This window comes from Aneurinibacillus sp. Ricciae_BoGa-3, assembly GCF_028421645.1.
GTDB lineage: Bacteria > Bacillota > Bacilli > Aneurinibacillales > Aneurinibacillaceae > Aneurinibacillus_B.
Genome location: NZ_CP116887.1, coordinates 2,684,837 through 2,701,099, shown reverse-complemented (window position 1 = coordinate 2,701,099; position 16,263 = coordinate 2,684,837). Strand labels below are relative to the sequence as shown.

General features: G+C 40.0%; 15 protein-coding genes and 4 pseudogenes. 11 read left to right on the top strand and 8 right to left on the bottom strand.

The window, feature by feature from the left end:
- Positions 1-126: 126 nt before the first annotated feature.
- A complete protein-coding gene (locus PP175_RS13670; protein ID WP_272438904.1) occupies positions 127-1,491 on the bottom strand; it encodes a transposase in 1,365 nt (454 codons plus the stop codon).
- Positions 1,492-1,663: 172 nt separating this feature from the next.
- Between PP175_RS13670 and PP175_RS13665 the strand changes: the two genes are divergently transcribed.
- The 5 genes and pseudogenes from PP175_RS13665 to PP175_RS13645 all read left to right on the top strand — a co-directional run bounded on the left by PP175_RS13665 (position 1,664) and on the right by PP175_RS13645 (position 4,742).
- Entirely contained in the window at positions 1,664-2,674 is a 1,011-nt protein-coding gene (locus PP175_RS13665) for a site-specific integrase (protein ID WP_272438903.1), read from the top strand.
- 108 nt (positions 2,675-2,782) lie between these two features.
- Positions 2,783-3,382 (top strand): annotated as a pseudogene (locus tag PP175_RS13660) (Mu transposase C-terminal domain-containing protein); the annotation flags it as partial.
- The gene (locus PP175_RS13655; protein ID WP_272438902.1) at positions 3,375-3,662 is read left to right on the top strand and encodes an AAA family ATPase; all 288 of its coding nucleotides are present in this window, start codon (positions 3,375-3,377) and stop codon (positions 3,660-3,662) included. The pseudogene PP175_RS13660 and the gene PP175_RS13655, both read left to right, overlap by 8 nt.
- Entirely contained in the window at positions 3,652-4,173 is a 522-nt protein-coding gene (locus PP175_RS13650; protein ID WP_272438901.1) for an ExeA family protein, read from the top strand. Before PP175_RS13655 ends, PP175_RS13650 begins: the two co-directional genes overlap by 11 nt.
- Positions 4,174-4,568: 395 nt before the next feature.
- Entirely contained in the window at positions 4,569-4,742 is a 174-nt protein-coding gene (locus PP175_RS13645) for a hypothetical protein (RefSeq protein WP_272438900.1), read from the top strand.
- Positions 4,743-4,973: 231 nt separating this feature from the next.
- Here PP175_RS13645 and PP175_RS13640 read toward each other — a convergent pair.
- From PP175_RS13640 to PP175_RS13630, 4 genes and pseudogenes are all read right to left on the bottom strand, one after another.
- A pseudogene (locus tag PP175_RS13640) lies at positions 4,974-6,139 on the bottom strand (IS256 family transposase).
- Positions 6,140-6,465: 326 nt separating this feature from the next.
- Positions 6,466-6,606 (bottom strand): annotated as a pseudogene (locus tag PP175_RS13635) (AbrB/MazE/SpoVT family DNA-binding domain-containing protein); the annotation flags it as partial.
- A 252-nt stretch (positions 6,607-6,858) separates the two neighbouring features.
- Entirely contained in the window at positions 6,859-7,101 is a 243-nt protein-coding gene (locus PP175_RS29965; protein ID WP_442870376.1) for an SOS response-associated peptidase family protein, read from the bottom strand.
- Positions 7,102-7,365: 264 nt separating this feature from the next.
- Positions 7,366-7,911, bottom strand: coding sequence for a serine/threonine protein kinase (locus tag PP175_RS13630; RefSeq protein ID WP_334314157.1), 546 nt, complete (start codon positions 7,909-7,911; stop codon positions 7,366-7,368).
- A 1,078-nt stretch (positions 7,912-8,989) separates the two neighbouring features.
- On the opposite strand from PP175_RS13630, the gene PP175_RS13625 reads away from it, so the two are divergent.
- The 4 genes from PP175_RS13625 to PP175_RS13610 all read left to right on the top strand — a co-directional run bounded on the left by PP175_RS13625 (position 8,990) and on the right by PP175_RS13610 (position 13,655).
- Positions 8,990-10,195, top strand: a complete 1,206-nt coding sequence (locus PP175_RS13625) for a serine hydrolase domain-containing protein (RefSeq protein WP_272438899.1) — start codon at positions 8,990-8,992, stop codon at positions 10,193-10,195.
- 201 nt (positions 10,196-10,396) lie between these two features.
- The gene (locus PP175_RS13620) at positions 10,397-10,957 is read left to right on the top strand and encodes an SRPBCC family protein (RefSeq protein WP_442870375.1); all 561 of its coding nucleotides are present in this window, start codon (positions 10,397-10,399) and stop codon (positions 10,955-10,957) included.
- A 1,709-nt stretch (positions 10,958-12,666) separates the two neighbouring features.
- Positions 12,667-12,876 carry a hypothetical protein gene (locus PP175_RS13615; protein WP_272438898.1) on the top strand — a complete coding sequence of 70 codons (210 nt, stop codon included), beginning with the start codon at positions 12,667-12,669 and terminating at the stop codon, positions 12,874-12,876.
- Entirely contained in the window at positions 12,873-13,655 is a 783-nt protein-coding gene (locus tag PP175_RS13610) for a HipA family kinase (protein WP_272438897.1), read from the top strand. Before PP175_RS13615 ends, PP175_RS13610 begins: the two co-directional genes overlap by 4 nt.
- A gap of 251 nt (positions 13,656-13,906) precedes the next feature.
- On the opposite strand, the gene PP175_RS29960 is transcribed toward PP175_RS13610, so the two are convergent.
- On the bottom strand, positions 13,907-14,077 hold the full coding sequence (locus PP175_RS29960) for a LexA family protein (protein WP_442870374.1): 171 nt from the start codon (positions 14,075-14,077) through the stop codon (positions 13,907-13,909).
- 214 nt (positions 14,078-14,291) lie between these two features.
- Between PP175_RS29960 and PP175_RS13605 the strand changes: the two genes are divergently transcribed.
- Positions 14,292-14,597: a YhjD family protein gene (locus PP175_RS13605; protein WP_272438896.1), complete on the top strand. Its 306-nt coding sequence runs from the start codon at positions 14,292-14,294 to the stop codon at positions 14,595-14,597.
- A gap of 232 nt (positions 14,598-14,829) precedes the next feature.
- On the top strand, positions 14,830-15,087 hold the full coding sequence (locus PP175_RS13600; protein WP_272438895.1) for a hypothetical protein: 258 nt from the start codon (positions 14,830-14,832) through the stop codon (positions 15,085-15,087).
- Between the two features lie 253 nt (positions 15,088-15,340).
- Here PP175_RS13600 and PP175_RS13595 read toward each other — a convergent pair whose 3' ends face one another.
- Together PP175_RS13595 and PP175_RS13590 are read right to left on the bottom strand one after the other, a co-directional pair.
- A complete protein-coding gene (locus tag PP175_RS13595) occupies positions 15,341-15,778 on the bottom strand; it encodes a VOC family protein (protein ID WP_272438894.1) in 438 nt (145 codons plus the stop codon).
- 228 nt (positions 15,779-16,006) lie between these two features.
- Positions 16,007-16,221, bottom strand: a pseudogene (locus PP175_RS13590) (IS1595 family transposase); the annotation flags it as partial.
- Between the last annotated feature and the right edge of the window lie 42 nt (positions 16,222-16,263).

Sequence of the window (16,263 nt, the reverse complement as noted above, 5' to 3'; positions counted from 1 at the left end):
CAACTACAAATGGGATAATGAGTTTAAATTAACATTTGAATCAATTTCATAATTACTTTTGCTCGGATGCTAAGACTCTCAGAATTTCAACATTTTCATTTTAAAACGACCGTAGGTCGTAATCTGTTACGCTGCTTTGCAATTTAATTTAGTGTTAATACGGTCAACAGCAATTTTACAAGCGTTGAATAGTAAGCATGTTAAATCTACTTGAACTCTTCCAAGCTCTCCTGAGCGGTATCGTAGGTTATTTAGCTGGAAATATTCTTTTAAATAGGCATTTACTCGTTCAACAGAAGTGCGTTCTTTATAAAGCTTTTTCCATGCTTTACTACCTCGTGATGGAGCAGGATAACGTCGTAAATCCGTTGTCTTTTTGATTTTAATAATTTTTTGACATAGCGTATCATGCGCAAGCGGACAATCTATACATTCGTTCGGTCTGGAATATTTCAGCGTCTCGTATTTCTTATCATAGCTGTCATACCGATAGGAATGTTCCCGTACACATGTAGGGGCAAAATGCTTGTCAACACCGATAGGTGGTGCTTCATTGCGTTTATTATACGCAATAATACTATCCGCCTTCATGCGATAAATTTGTTCATAAATTGGTTTGTAATCATAGCCAGCATCCGCCATCACTCTCGTGATGTTTAGGAGAGGAAATCGCTCAGCTAGTCCTTTCAGCAAGGGAATGGCGGCTTTAGCATCATTCATGTTCCCAGAAGAAAGCAGGTTAACAAGAATGTATTGGCTTTTGGTTTCTACAGCCAGGTGAAGCTTATATCCATACCAGTAAACATGTTTGTTCTCGGAATTCTTCTTAATTCCCCAACGAGGAGAACAGGGCATCTCTTTCTGGAGTTCACCGAACGTGTGGTTTAATTGTTTGTCAATTTTCTGTTCAAAAAGAGGAAGTGCGTTTTGAATTTGCTCTTGTTCTTTTTTCCATGATTCCACGTCTTCTTTTTTCTTGCGACCGCGTTTCTTCGGTTCTTTGACAGGTCCTTCCGCCTTACTTTCTTGCTTTTGTGGAGCCTGGTCTCTCGCTTCAATGTGGGTAGCATCGATTGCAATATGTTCACCATCTATGAAGCCTTCTTTAATTGCATGTAAAAGAAGTTCATGGTTCATTTCATTCAACACATTGGATGTTTTCATTTTTTGGACCAAACACGAAAAAGAGGCTTCAGACGGAACTCGATCCGAAAGAGCAAAACCGCAGTCTAAAAAGAACAGCATATCTTTTTTCAATCGACGAACAAGAAGTTTAATTGTTGGAATGCCTTCTAAAATACGGGCAAACAGTGAATAGATCATGGATGCATAATTAAGCGATTGTGGAGCACCATCTCTTACCTTCTTCGATACAATTTTGAGTAGCGGCATAATATTAATGCCTTCAAAAATTGCTTCAAAACGATGGGTAGGTTCTAAATCTAATAAATCTTGCAGGGAAAACAAACAGCCTTGACGAATTGAGTACATGAGGAGACCAACCTTTCTCATTGAGTTGTCTGGACAACTACTCTATTCGAGTTTTGAGGAGGTACTCCTTTTTTCTATGCTCGTTGAACCTTACGGTTCAAGAGCTGTGAATTATGAAATTGATTCATTTAGATAAAAAATGTGGTTATGTCATTCCGGAGGTGATTTGGGAATGAAGCCAACTAATTTTTCATACCATTTGACAGGGTACCTGGCAAAGTACCTTCCGGGAAGAGCAGGCATAAGCCGTAATATCATTCAGTCGTATCGCGATACATTTTCCCTTCTGCTGAGATTCTGCTTGGAGATTAAAGAAGTTCTAGTCGAAAAGATTGTGATAGATACTTTAACGAAAGACATTATTGATGAATTTTTAACATGGATTGAAATGGAGCGGCAATGTTCGATTTCCACCCGAAATCAAAGGTTGGCAGCCATTCACTCATTCTATAAGTATCTTCAGATGGAAGCTCCGGAACATATCTATCGTTGCCAACAAATATTGGCCATACCCGTCAAAAGAACCTCTACACGATCCATTGAATTTTTAACACTTGATGGGATAAAGGCTATACTTGATATCCCGGACACTACCACCATGGCAGGAAGAAGAAATCATGTTCTGTTAAGTTTAATGTATGATACAGGAGCAAGAGTACAAGAAATTGCCGATTTGGTCGTTTCGGATGTCCGCTTATCTAACCCGGCAACAGTTAAGTTAACCGGTAAAGGAAATAAAAGCAGAATTGTCCCTTTGATGACACCAACAGTCAAACTTCTGGAGCAATATCTTTCTGAAAATGACATGAAGAAAGCGTCTCATGGACAGAACCCGCTTTTCCAAAACCGATCACGTGGCAAACTCACACGTGCCGGGATCACTTATATTTTAAAAAGATGCGTAGATGAAGCTAGAGTACAGCATCCAGAGCTAATACCTAATTCAATTTCTCCTCACAGTTTCAGGCACAGTAAGGCCATGCATCTCCTGCAGTCTGGTGTGAATTTAGTTTATTTACTCGGCCATGTAAGCATTAAAACAACTGAGGTATACGCGAGAGCCGATAGCGAAATGAAACGCAGAGCTCTAGAAGATGCATATCAGGGTGTGACTTCCTCTGAAATGCCTATCTGGCAGCAGAATAATGATTTATTGAAGTGGTTAAAAGAATTGGGTAAATAAAATCAGGCCGTTATGTAAAGTGTTTTACGTATAAAGTTCAGCCCTGACGGGCCATTTACCGCTCAACTTAGCATAACGGCTTTCTTTCCATAACCCTTATTATGCGAAGCTTCACATAAAAAGGGTAAAGTTGAACGATTTAATAGAATCGTAGATTCTTTTCTGGGCGAAGCTGCACTCGAAAAGCCAAATACATTGGCTCGCTTGAATGAACTCTTCCAAGCATGGCTCGCCGAATGTTACCAAGGAAAGCCTCATTCCGCACTCGGTAAGAAAACAAGTCCAGAATCCGCATTCCGAAGTGACAGGAAAGCTCTTCGTTTTATCAGTCCGGATCAATTGGCAAATGCTTTCCTGCATTCTGAGACACGGAAGGTAGATAAATCCGGATGCATCAGCTTTATGGACCAAAAATATGAAGTCGGACTGTCATTCATCGACCGTCAAGTGGACGTCGTATACGATCCTTCGGATCTTAAGGAACTTACCATTGAGTTCGAGGGGCATTCCCCTTGGATAGCGCGGAAGCTAGCCATTGGTGAAAGGGCTGGTAAACGGCCTGCATTGCCTCCTCTTCTTCAAACACAAGCGGCTGATTCGTCATGGTTATTAAAAGCAGCGGAACAGAAACACCAAGCGTGTCAGATGGAACAGGCACCTACCGTTACCTTCCGTGCAATATGGAAGGAGGATGGCCAGGATGTTTGAGACTTTTTATGGCATGCAATACACCCCTTTTTCAAGAGATCTCCCTACAGAGAAGTTGTATGATTCTCCCCCGATGCAAGAAACTTTGGGTAGGCTTAAGTATGCGGCGGAACGTCAGCTATTTGCGGTTTTGACGGGAGATTGTGGTACGGGAAAAACCACCACGATTCGAAGGTTTGTGGATCGGCTAGATCGTGGGAAATTTCACGTGCTCTATTTGTTCGATTCTAAATTAACTCCTCGTCATTTTTATAAGGGTATGGGAACGGTTGGGCTCTGAAGCGAAGTTTTATAGGGGGAACGCCAAACGGCAGCTACATCGGGAGAATGAGCTGATGAAGGGAATTCATGATATTCAGCCCGTAGTAGTTGTAGATGAGGCTCACCTTTTAGATCGTGAGATGCTTGAGGAAGTTAGGTTCTTACTCAACTTTAAAATGGATGCCCAAAGTCCAATGGCCCTCATTGTAGTGGGGCAGAGTGAATTGTGGGACCGACTACGTCTTCAATCATTTGCGGCGATACGTCAGAGAATCGACCTTCAATGCAGGCTAGGTCATTATGATCGTGCACAGGTTGATGAGTATGTAGCACGGCATCTTCAGTATGCAGGAGTGGACCAACAAATCTTTTCAGACGGTGCCTTAGATGAAATTCACCGTTTTTCCGGAGGGGCCGCAAGGCTCGTCAACAAGGTATGTACGCACTGTTTACTTTATGGAGCACAGAACGGGCATCGAATTATTGATGATCACATGGTCAAACGGGTGATTGAGGGAGAATTATCATGATTCTCCCTTTTTCAAATCACACTTGGACAATCGATTCGTCAATTTGCGGACAACTAACGCCGTCAACTTCGGGACGATATACTACGTCATTAACAATAATATGAATCAGATTCGCCACTTCGCATTGTTCCATATATAAATAAATTCATATATTCGCCACCTCTTCCTCAAGTTTGGGTATTTCCTTTAGTTTTGTTGTTTTTTTATCACAATTAGGATAACTTTGTCAGAAAATTCAATAAAATAGTGATAAAGTATTTCTAACTAACTATCTTACTAGTGGTTAATTGTAAACGGTTTATTTTTCTTAATAATTTTTCTGGTTTAAAGTGCATTATTGGAGGCCAAACTTGAACTTGTGTTAGAATTTCAATATTAAAGGGTGAAAAAAATAAATGAAAACAGTACAAAGAACTTCTTTTCGTGTTTATGATGAAGTAACGCATAAAGTGTTTGGGCAAGGAATTATTGAAAGCATCGATGGAGATGTTTTAAAAATATCCTTTGCAGATTGCTTGAGAACGATGAGTTTAAAAGCCATGTTAAAAATAAAAGTTATTAAAAAGTAATAAGAAATATTTAACTATAATAAAGACCACTCCCTAAAGAGGGTACCGTCAAGAATTTTGTGTAAGTAAGCAGAGTATCCACCGGAAGGTGGATAGAAATCCGGAATCAACTACCTTGATGACCATGAAAAAAATACAGAAGGTTCAGTCAAGGGCGAGCTAAAAAGCGAGGGCTTGCCGAACTCTTGACGGGTTCTTCCATTTTTTTATAATCCAAACAGGGAGTTGATTCTACTCACCATATTTTTCTTTAAACATCTTTTGCAACGCCATATGCGCTTCGGCGATTCCTTTTAATTTTCGGGTAGACCATCGCTCCTGTAAATCCTGGAGCGAAAGGTAAACGATCTTCTCTGCCGCTTTGAGATTCGATAAGCTGTTCATCGGCTTTAGGCGTTTACGAATTTCTTTGTTTGTACGTTCAATCCAGTTGGTTGTATAAATGACACCTCGGATTGAAGAAGGGTACGACAAAAAGGTAAGAAGAACGGGTAAATCCTGCTCCCAGGAGGCCACCTCTCTTGGGTATTTACTTGCCCACTTCTTTTGGAAGGCTTCAAATTGTACAAGAGCGGCCTCTGTGGTGAACGAACGATAAATAGCTTTCATGTCTTCTGCGATTTCATACTGATCTTTCTTACGAACCTTATTAAGCGTGTTGCGCACTTTGTGAATCACACAACGCTGCACATCAGCTTTTGGATACACATCGTGAAAGGCATCTTCTAGGCCGCCTAATCCATCAAACACACCCAGCAGAACCTGATGAAGACCACGATTGTACAAATCAAGCAAAATATCACGCCAACCCGATGCACTTTCTTGTCCACCCACGTAGAAGCCCAGAATGTCCCGATAGCCATCTTCTGTGATGCCAAGGACAAAGTAAATAACTTCTTTTCCAACGGTGCCGCGGCGCAGGCGAATGCAAAGCCCATCCAGATATAAAACAGAATAGCGTTTGGCGAGTGGCCGATTCTGCCACTTCTCAATGTCCTCAACGGCTGCATCTGTAATATTGCTGATGGTAGTTGGGGAAAAGAGGAACCGACAATACGTTCAATAAACTTGCCAACCTCCCGTGTACTCATACCGCTCTGGTACATCTTAATAACGGCTTCTTCAAGCCATCCATCCCGGCGCTGATACGGAGCAAAAAGTGCGGTTTGAAACGCGCCCTCTCGGTCGCGGGGAACCGTAAGGTTCTCAATTTTTCCATAACGTGTTTCCAGTGAACGCTGATAATACCCATTTCGACTGTTTGAGGCATCTGGCTGTTCTACGTGAAGGAAGTTTGTTTCTTTCCGCATTATCAGTTCAAGCTTTTCTTTGACAAAGCTTCGTAAAACATCTTCTAATTGATTTGTAAGGTCGGAATTGTTTATACTAGATGGCATAAGTAGGGTAACTTCCTCTCTTTTATGGAATCTGGACAATTCCGAGGATACCCTACTTTTTCTTTGTCTAAAAGACCTTACACAAAATAATTTACGTCATCCTAAAGAGTGATCTTATTTGGTTTCACCTATTCTGGCGATTAAAAAACCCCGAATATGGATTTGGGGTTTTGCATTTTTTTCCAAGGATATTTTGTTCGTATATCAGCATCCCGGTCATTTAACCAGGATCTAATTTTAACGAGCAAGTTGGTTAATCTCTGCTAAACAACTTCCGCATATCCTCCAAATGAATTGCAGAACTGACAAGCGGGTTGATACTTTTACAGTATAATCTTTTCATTATCCTTAAAAATTTCCAATCCATCTTTTATTGCAATATCTAAATTTCTCCGGAGTTCAATAGGTAGCACAATGCGTCCTAATTCATCTACTCTTCTTAGAACACCTGTTGCCTTTACTGCCATCTTTATTTCCATCTCCAATAGTAAAAATAGTTATTTTAACTATAATTGTACATTAATTAAGAGATTTATCTAGTGCCAATTATGCCTTAAGTGAACCGTCTTAACATCAGTGAATGATGAATTTAGATAATTTAACTTTGGTCTTATATCATTCAGGCAACAGCTCGCCACTCCGTATAGGCTATTCAATAGGGGAATACATTCCGGAACTTCGTTGCGTGGCGAATTAACCAAATTAGAAATAGGTTAAGCCTACATTTCATTAGCAGGGTAGGGGAAGAGTAGGCTTTGAAGAAAATCCTTATCCTGCATAGATGGTTCTAACCATACATAATCTGCAGGGCTGAAGATTAACGGCATACGATCATAAATCTTTCTCATTAAATCATTCGGAGTCGAGGTGATGATACTACATGAATCTCCATCTGGGGATTTCCACCTCCCCCATAGGCCAGCAAACGCAAATGGCTGCTTAATTTTCAATTGAATTCGCATGGGAATTTTGTTTCCAAGCACCACTGTCTTTCAAAGGCGCTACGAAAACTAGTTCCTTTCTATAAATTAAGTTAATCAAGGTAAATGCATTTTAAGAAAACAAATTAGAGTTGAATCTTATATCAATTCATCCACTTTTATTATTTAAGAAAAGTTCTTTCATTCTTTGGAAAAATTCCTTTAAAGCTAAAGTTGCAGTGTTCATTCTATAATATTGGTGTTTAATTGTTTCCAGTATCCATGAGGATATAGGAACTCCATCAATTAAGGGATAAAAATGATCGTAAGCAAAACCAAATGTTCCCATCTTTGATCATTTCCAGTTTTAACATACTCTGATACATCAAGTACTTTACCTCGTCCATACTGTATTAAAACATTTTTTAAATGGATATCACGGGGATTTAAACCTTTATTACGTACAAATTCACGAGCATTTTCGACGTCTAAAATCACTTGTTTTGGGATATGAACTCCTTGCAAGAGACAATCATACAAAGTAGCCCCTGCTTCATAACTCAAAACCAAATAGTTTGTTCCTGATCCAAAATATTTTGGGAAATACAATGAGCCTTGTAACTTAGTATAAACATTCTCCTCTATTTCTTTTTTTGACAATGCTTTAGTACTGTAAAATTTAAATGCATAAGAGGGGACCTTATCAAATCTAAAAACTGCTGCGTCGGTGCCAATGCCGATACAATGTAAATTTTCTATATTCCCGAATACTGTAACAGTTTGATTATTTTCGTTTTCAATAACATCAATCCTACCCAAAGCTGTTTCTACTTCTTTCCATTCGGGAATCATTTAAACATCTCCTTAATATTTCATTTGAATGTAGCACTACGAGCCTACGCATTTCGAATTACGGGTTAATATGTTGTTCTGAAAAACTGATTATGTGTAGGGGGCCATAAGTTATAGAGGTTTGAGATGAGTGTATAATCAATAAATCATGCTGAATTTTTCGCTTGAATTAACTATTGTTTTTATTGTTTACAAGACAATTATAATATTACACTTTATGAGATATTAACCTATATTGTTTTAGCTAACTTAAAATATCCAAAAGTTGATGGTGTAGTGTGTCCATGTTTTGATAGAAACGTTGACCAATATATAAATAGTGGAGCGAGGCGTTCATTAAAATGAAAATACATTGTTTTGCAGAGATGTTACTCCGCATCAACTTTACATGTAGTGGCGGGCATGAAAGCCTTGTATGGTGAAGCCAGTCATGTTTCTGGCAATTAATTGATGTACGCTTTGGCAGCATCTTTATAAATCATTTATGAATCGATACTCAAGATAAAATGTATATAAGCTAATATTTATACATATTTGTGAAATTATGCTTGCTGCACTAATGTGGCAGTTTAGTGTGATAGCCTAGTTGAATCTTGAGCTATTGACGGCTTGAATATTTTGCTGCCGTATGTAAGGAGAAGATGCATTTTTCAAGGGCGGCCAGTACGTTTATTTGCTTTTCGTGAGTTGATTTCAATTGACTCTCCAATTCATGTCCCCGGCATCGAACCTCTTTCCACTACATCGAAATTAACTTTTCTACCAGTAAAATGAAAGATCCCCATTTTACTGGGGATCTCCTTGCCGTTATATTACTTTTTACCCGATTGGTCGTGAAGTACTGTTACTGTTGCCGATGCATTTGACTTATTTCCCACATTGTCAGTAACCGTGTACGTTGCACATATGCTCTGGTCGCCTCGAAGCACTAATAGGAGATTTTAGCCAATGTGTTGGTATATTTAGGGTAGCCTATACGGGAAAATGGCAATCAGTAAGAAATTACTTCTTATTCGACACTGTATAATAGAGAGGAAAATAAGCGATTTGTATTTGGAGAAATAAGGAGGAGTTTAACATGAGCACTGCAGGTCTTTCGAAGGCGCGGCTCTATCGTATGCATCAAGTATTGTCGGGATACGTCGAACGTAAAGAGATGCCTGGACTCGTTGCACTCGTTAGTCATCATGACGATGTTCATGTTGAGACGATCGGCACCATGTCATTCACCAATCCGGCGCCAATGACTCGCGACACGATCTTTCGCATTTCATCGCTCACAAAGCCCATAACTGCAGCTGCGGCAATGATTCTGGTGGAGGAATGCAAACTAAGGCTCGACGACTCGATAGAAGAGTGGCTGCCGGAACTAGCAAATCGTCGCGTGCTGAAGTCCATTTCTTCACAGCTTGATGATACTGTGCCTGCGTTGCGTCCGATTACGCTTCGTGATTTGCTCACGCTTCGATTGGGCTTCGGAAGTGTGATGGCGATGCCGGATACGTATCCGATACAAAAGTTCATTCGTGAATATCGGATTGGGGGCGATGGACATCCGATTCCTTCGCAATCACCTGTTACTGATGAATGGCTGAGAAGGCTCGGTTCGTTGCCTTTGTTGGCACAGCCGGGTGAGCGGTGGATGTATCACGTGGGTTCCGATGTGCTCGGGGCCTTGATCGCACGAGTTTCAGGAAAATCGCTTGGCACATTCATGCGAGAACGCATCTTCGATCCGCTTGGAATGATAGACACAGCCTTCCATGTGCCTTCCGGAAAAATGAAGCGCTTGTCCTCGTTGTACTACTTTAATCATAGGACGAACACATTGGATTTATTTGACGACGAGGTTAACAGCGCATGGGGAGCTGAGCCGTCGTTCGAATCGGGCGGAGGCGGACTCGTCTCAACGATCGATGACTACTTTACTTTCTGCCGAATGATGCTGAACAAAGGTCGGCATGGCCGAGAGCAAATTCTCTCACGCGCCACAGTGGAGTTAATGACATCAGATCAACTCACGCCTTGGCAACGAGAAGGAGCTGAAATCTTTTTCGGTGGGCATAGCAGTTGGGGCTTCGGAATGGCGGTGGATATTCATCGCAACGACATATTCCGAACACCTGGCCGTTTCGGTTGGGAAGGCAGTTTCGGTACATCAGCAAACACTGATCCTGCAGAGGGAATGATCGGCATCCTATTCACCCAGCGCATGATGGATTCGCCGGAACCACCGAGAGTAGTCACCGATTTCTGGACACTAACTTATGGAGCAATGGAATAAACCGCTTGCTGCAGCCGGAGAATAGGCAAATAGGAATGTAACACCCAAATTGAGGTTGACGGAGAACGATAGTATCAATCAACCGTCATGAGGCTGCCGCGGGTGATCGACCGGGCAGCCTCATTAAGCTATCGGGCAGTAATGTTACAAATAAAGGAATGCCTCTTTCAGTGACGAATATCATGAATGATTTTATGTAATATGGTGAAGATGATGGGAATTATTCAGGATGGCACCAAGAGATTGAACGTAAAACTCAAAAAAAGGGAGGTTTGTGAAGCGATGACAAATGCATCGAGCAAGAAGAGAACTGATTCTGCATCGAGAGTCATCAAGGCATCACCGCATAATATCTACAAGGCTTTCGTGGATCCGGAAGCTCTGGTTTCGTGGCTTCCGCCGAAGGGTATGAAAGGCCATATATTAGAGTTCGACGCTCGGACCGGTGGAGCTTATCGAATGTCTCTAACATATCTCGAAACGAGCCACTCAACACAAGGCAAGACCTCTGAACATACTGACGTCGTCAAAGGGAAGTTTTTAGAGCTCACTCCAGAAGAGCGAATTGTACAGATAGTAGAATTCCAGTCCGACGACCCTGCTTTCGCGGGAGAGATGATCATGACATGGACCTTAGCAGCCGTTCCGGAAGGCACCACGGTTACCATCGTTTGTGAGAACGTACCCGAAGGAATACGGAAGGAAGACCACGACGTTGGTTTGAGGTCTAGCCTGGAGAATCTCGCCGACTATATTGAGTGATCGACAAGTAGTTATAGTTTAAGCCTACTATGGGGTTAGGTTGCCTAGAACAGTTGTATCATTCCGCTAACGGGTATCTTTACCACAATAAGGAATAAAATTAAAAAGCCAAAATATGCAAGTTTTTATACACTTCTTGCGTATTTTGGCTTTTTTACGTTTATAAAAGATACTGCCTTTAACAGCATTTTGGAATTCGGATACAGCCAGTCTTTGTGACTTCTGGCTTCCTGGCTTGGGAATCATGCCCGCAGAGGCTTCATGTCAAGATGCTAATCTAATTACTCGATAATGCAAAACTATGTATTTTCTGTGCTTTTTAAAGGACGGAAGAACATGATGAAAGTCGATTATTTATGTCCAAATACGTGTGCTGAAACGCCTAATTTGGACAACTTAAATGTCAACGCTATTTTTTGAATATAAATGCTGAAAAACTGGACATTCTAACCCGTCAAAAAAGTTCTCCAAAATGATATGAAAACAGCAATTGGACATTTATACCGTCAAAAAGAGGACAACTTGTATCGTCAAATTTTGGACAGAATACCTTAGTAGTAACACTATATGTCTAGGAACAACGGAAATTGTGTTTTTTTCGGAAGAGATTTTTTAATATTCTTTCTTTTTTCATATGAGATTTGGACAAGAACCTTCTACTTTGCTTTTTGGGTTCGTTTCTGGCGCGCCTTAAATGCATTAGGTATGTATTATATTTAGCTATCCGTATGTATTGCTCATGAGTTACCGATCACAAAGAGGGTTAATGTAGTTGCTCAACTGGTTTCAGAGATGATGGCGTAAACGAAAACTTGGTGGCCATAATGTTTTTGAACTACCTTTGAACCAGGCTGCTGACCGGAAACAGTCATATCATTCGAATTTGCCAGCAGTGATGGCGTATACGCTCACTTTATGTTTACAGACGCACATCAATTATACTCACACATTCTATCACCGCCGTACTATTACTGTTTGGAGTCTTGATGGGAGATACAAGAATAAGAAAATTAATCTTAGCCTGTTCTTGGTGTTGCAACCGCAGGTGGTGGATACATAACAGGCGAACTATTGGATGATTTGCACTTGGACTATTCATTGGACTTGCACCGAACACAGCTCACCGGACGTAGACGCATACTGTATTGGGCTTTGGCGTGATGGGCCTTTATCGCAAATGGAGCGCAGTATCATGGATTTATGGGGGCATTTGTGGAAGGGTTCCCCGGTAATTTATCCCACTTAGTCGCTGATTCATTAACTAGTCGCGTGTAAAATGGTTGAATCCTTTAATTAAGCATCCAATTGGAATCGGATTTATGCGCACCGGAACACCACTGGACACCTTGTAGAACTAGGTACAATTGGAGTAGCAATGGTATGCATAAGATTATCTTATTTAAAGTAACCGGTGAAACTTGCGCACGTTATTTACCCTATATGACGGGCATATTTGATAAACACTAAATACGAGAACTTTATCGAAAAGGAGCTAAAGCTTAAATTGAAGTGACAGAGGTATGCTTATATTGAGGAACGCATCTTTTTTTGTTTGATAAATATCGTTTTTTTTTATTAAAAAGTTCATTGTTTATCCTTCTTACCTGTATTTGGGTTACTTCTAAAATAAAACAGGTCAATCAACTAGGACAGCAGTTATTTATTTCTCATATTCTAAAAGGAAATCATGTAGATTAGGAGGAATAGAAATGTCCAATCATCGACAAGAAATGACCAATAATATAGGGCAGACGATTAATACAAAGCACGGTTCTTATTATGGAAAAATTGAAAACGTTAATAACCAGGGAGTGACGATGCTAATTCCTTCTTTTTTTGATCTAAATCCATCGCTTCAGGTTATTGATAAAACTTTCATTTTAGAGTTTCTACTTTATTTTAATGGAGCGATGAGATGAATACACAGAACTGGAAACTCGTTAAGAAATTATCCAGTCGAAGGAAATTAGGAACGGTATGGTTGGTCCGTAGAAGCAAAGCTGAACAGATTGAAACAGGGTACTTCAAATTTTCAACCCCACAAAGTGAAAGGTATATTGGTCCCCTTTCAGGAAATGAACTGCTTGCTTATCAACTGGCTTCAAGGCTGAACCTACCGAGTGCGCGCGTGGAAGCGGCAAGGATTGAAGGGCAGCTTGGTGTTGTTTCACTGGCACGAGCTGAGCATCAACTATATAAATGGACTCAAATGAATAAACAGATTCACCACAATATTGAAAAGTTTGTTATTTGTCCTGATAGACTGGTCAAAATGTTTGTTTTTGATATCTGGATTTGCAACATCGACCGACATGGGAAAAATTTGATAGTCTATCCTGTAGGCAAAAAATATGATTTTTATCTTATTGATCATGGTTTGTCCTTGCTTGGAGCTATGCAGTGGCAGGGATTTTCCTGGGATCATCCACACTGGGACACGGTATTGGGTTACAATCTAAATTATGTGAGAGGATTAAGCAAATATATTCGTAATTATGAGCAGCTGGACCCGTACGTAAAAGAGATACAGCATATTCCTGACCATGAGTTGGAAGCATTAGTTGATTCGGTTCCACCGATTATTCTTTCCCATGAAAATAAAAAAACTGTAAAGTTGTTGCTGCTCTCACGCCAGAAGAAACTGCATACCATTGTGCAGCGGTGGGTGAAACATTACAAAAGAAACCCAGAAGTATAATTTCCGAGGCGCTCTGGAAGATATTAATTACATGACATCCAATTGTGACGAGCAGGATAAAGAGAACAAGCAACCCCAATTTTCTCCAATTTGCAATGAATTGAATATATAATACTGAAACCAAAGCGGACGATGTTAGACGGATATCCTTCATTTAAAAATGCACCTGTTTTAATATTAGAAACCTCTAGCACACCAGGAGGTGGATTCCAGGCATGGGCTCAGCAGAAACGGTTGGTCAGGCGCAAGCCCTAGCGCGGTAGATCGTTCCTACAGAATTCGAAACATCTTCTTTGTAACCGATCCAAATAGCCGTGGACCGTGGTAGAGGTGAGTCCGGGTACTGTTGCGTTCTCCCGAATAGTTGGAGGATAACCTTTTTCCTTTAGCAGTCGCTTCACAATGGCTAATATTTCTCTCATTTTATCCCTTTACATACCAAATTTACGTTCGTATATTTTGATTTATTAGGAGCGCATCAAAAAAACAAGCATGATAATTCTGATCTTTTTGTGGTAAAATAGAAACAAATGTTCTAATATGGAGGAAATGAGGTAGATGGGGACTACAAACACAGCAGGGGAATTTCTTTATCCTTCGGAATACGAAGAGTTTGCATAGCTGGTAAACAAACATGTGGTATATAACCTGGTTCTGCGCGTATTGCCGGTTGACATCACTACTATTGGACGAGCACAACTGAGATTAGGCAAGAGTTATCTATCAGTTCTCTTTGGCATCCAGGAATCAATTGCAAAAGAGCTTGGTTCAGTCCAAAAGCGCATGCGTCAAATCGGCGGCAAACTCATTGAAGAGAAGCAGGAGGTATTCGTGCGGCTTGTTACGTCCCCTTTCAAGGCAATACATATAAACATCGCTTTGGAGATTATGTGCTTTTGCATGAGTCTCAAAACGATTTTCTTATTCCTCAACTTCCTTTAACTGATGTTCTAATGAATTTTCAATGCCATAGTTTTCACTCATTGAATTAATTCCCCCAGTAACTAAGTAATAACGGTTTTTGTAAAGTAACTGACAGAGAACGCAGGATTAATAAAGTTCTTTTATGGATGGGTACATAACCATCATTTTTTTAAAATAAAGAATATTTTTAATTCAGAGAATTTCATGGTATAATATACCCTGGTATTTATTAACTATAGGGGATGATGTAATGAGTTATGAAGAAAGAAAACAGCTTAGACTTAACATTTTAGAAGAATTATATAGTGTTTATTTCGAAACTGGAAAAGGAAAAGTGCAGGAGAAAACAAGATTCACAGATGATTTAGAAACAAATCTAGCGTACCAGTATTTAATTGAAAAAAGATTAATAGTAGAGGCAAGTGCAGGTGGTAGAAATTATGAGTACAGAATTACTGATATGGGTATTGATGTAATCGAGGGAAGTGTTGAAATTCAAGAAGTTTAAAAGTTCTTTGTCACTCAGAAATGGGTGACTTTTATTTTTTTAAAGGCTCTGTTAAATTTAAATGTTGATTTTTATATAATAAATTAGGGGAACCTTCATTTGTAGAAGCTCCCCATTTTTTCCAGCTAATGCCCCCGTTTGTCCAACAAGGAGAAAGAACGACTGCCCCTAAAAAGACAGCCTTCCAGTCTGAAATATCAGCGTGTTTAGATAAGCGAAAGTGTTTCTCTATATATGTCAGCATATCGTCTGTTTATTTGATTTTCTCCGCCAACTCTAAAATAATCCCCTCTGGACCACGAACGAAGCATAACTTATAACTTTCTTCATATTGCTGTATCTCACTAAAGATTTCCGTGCCCTTCTTTTTCAATTTTGCAACAATAGCTTCAATATCTTCAACAGCAAATGCAATATGTCGGATACCCAGCGTATTTGCAAAAGGTTGCTGAATATCTTTTTCATCTGACGGCGTATAAAATTTAATTAGCTCTATCCATGCCTGACCGTCTGGCATCCCCAATCCTACACATGCTACTTTAACGTCATTAAGCCCAGCTACCTGGTCCAACTGATCTCCTTCCCATTCCCATTCCCCTTGCACTTCAAGTCCAAAATTAAGGAAAAACGCTTTAGCCTTTGAAAGATCATTTACGGTTATACCCACATGATCTAATCTATTGATCTTCATATCTCATACCTCCTTGAAATCAAGTGCTCTTTACATGCTGGTTCGCTTTAAAAACGGTTGGTAAACTCGTTAGTTTTACGAGAGTCACCCCGAAAAACAAACATTTGTTCAGTATCTAATTTAGCACATGTTCCCACTTTGACATACACGACTTACGACAATTGATAAGTAGGTAAAGAATTATTCAACAAACTTATTGCAGATTCCTCCACGATAGTTAAATAAGCACTATACAGCGAATTTTGATAAGCGTAAACTATCGTAAGTATCTGTCATTTCAAAGACAAATGATGATAATAGAAAATCTTTAATATTGTGCTTTGGTTTTCGTTACTGCGGCTATCGACAAACAAAAACCAGGCTAGGTAGTTATCAAGGTACTTCGTTGCGACACCTTTAAATCGGTTTATGAATTGTTTCAATCGGGAATGGAGACCATTAACTAACGGTTGTAGTACCTCATCCACCAAGCGAAGATGCAATAA

What these genes read in the sequence shown, in the direction of transcription:
- PP175_RS13665 (WP_272438903.1), top strand. Translation starts at nt 1,664, where the DNA reads ATGAAGCCAACTAATTTTTCATACCATTTGACAGGGTACCTGGCAAAG.
- PP175_RS29965 (WP_442870376.1), bottom strand. Translation starts at nt 7,101, where the DNA reads ATGCGAATTCAATTGAAAATTAAGCAGCCATTTGCGTTTGCTGGCCTA.
- PP175_RS13615 (WP_272438898.1), top strand. Translation starts at nt 12,667, where the DNA reads ATGTCCAATCATCGACAAGAAATGACCAATAATATAGGGCAGACGATT.
- PP175_RS13620 (WP_442870375.1), top strand. Translation starts at nt 10,397, where the DNA reads ATGGTGAAGATGATGGGAATTATTCAGGATGGCACCAAGAGATTGAAC.
- PP175_RS13610 (WP_272438897.1), top strand. Translation starts at nt 12,873, where the DNA reads ATGAATACACAGAACTGGAAACTCGTTAAGAAATTATCCAGTCGAAGG.
- PP175_RS13645 (WP_272438900.1), top strand. Translation starts at nt 4,569, where the DNA reads ATGAAAACAGTACAAAGAACTTCTTTTCGTGTTTATGATGAAGTAACG.
- PP175_RS13625 (WP_272438899.1), top strand. Translation starts at nt 8,990, where the DNA reads ATGAGCACTGCAGGTCTTTCGAAGGCGCGGCTCTATCGTATGCATCAA.
- PP175_RS29960 (WP_442870374.1), bottom strand. Translation starts at nt 14,077, where the DNA reads ATGAGAGAAATATTAGCCATTGTGAAGCGACTGCTAAAGGAAAAAGGT.
- PP175_RS13600 (WP_272438895.1), top strand. Translation starts at nt 14,830, where the DNA reads ATGAGTTATGAAGAAAGAAAACAGCTTAGACTTAACATTTTAGAAGAA.
- PP175_RS13670 (WP_272438904.1), bottom strand. Translation starts at nt 1,491, where the DNA reads ATGTACTCAATTCGTCAAGGCTGTTTGTTTTCCCTGCAAGATTTATTA.
- PP175_RS13595 (WP_272438894.1), bottom strand. Translation starts at nt 15,778, where the DNA reads ATGAAGATCAATAGATTAGATCATGTGGGTATAACCGTAAATGATCTT.
- PP175_RS13655 (WP_272438902.1), top strand. Translation starts at nt 3,375, where the DNA reads ATGTTTGAGACTTTTTATGGCATGCAATACACCCCTTTTTCAAGAGAT.
- PP175_RS13630 (WP_334314157.1), bottom strand. Translation starts at nt 7,911, where the DNA reads ATGATTCCCGAATGGAAAGAAGTAGAAACAGCTTTGGGTAGGATTGAT.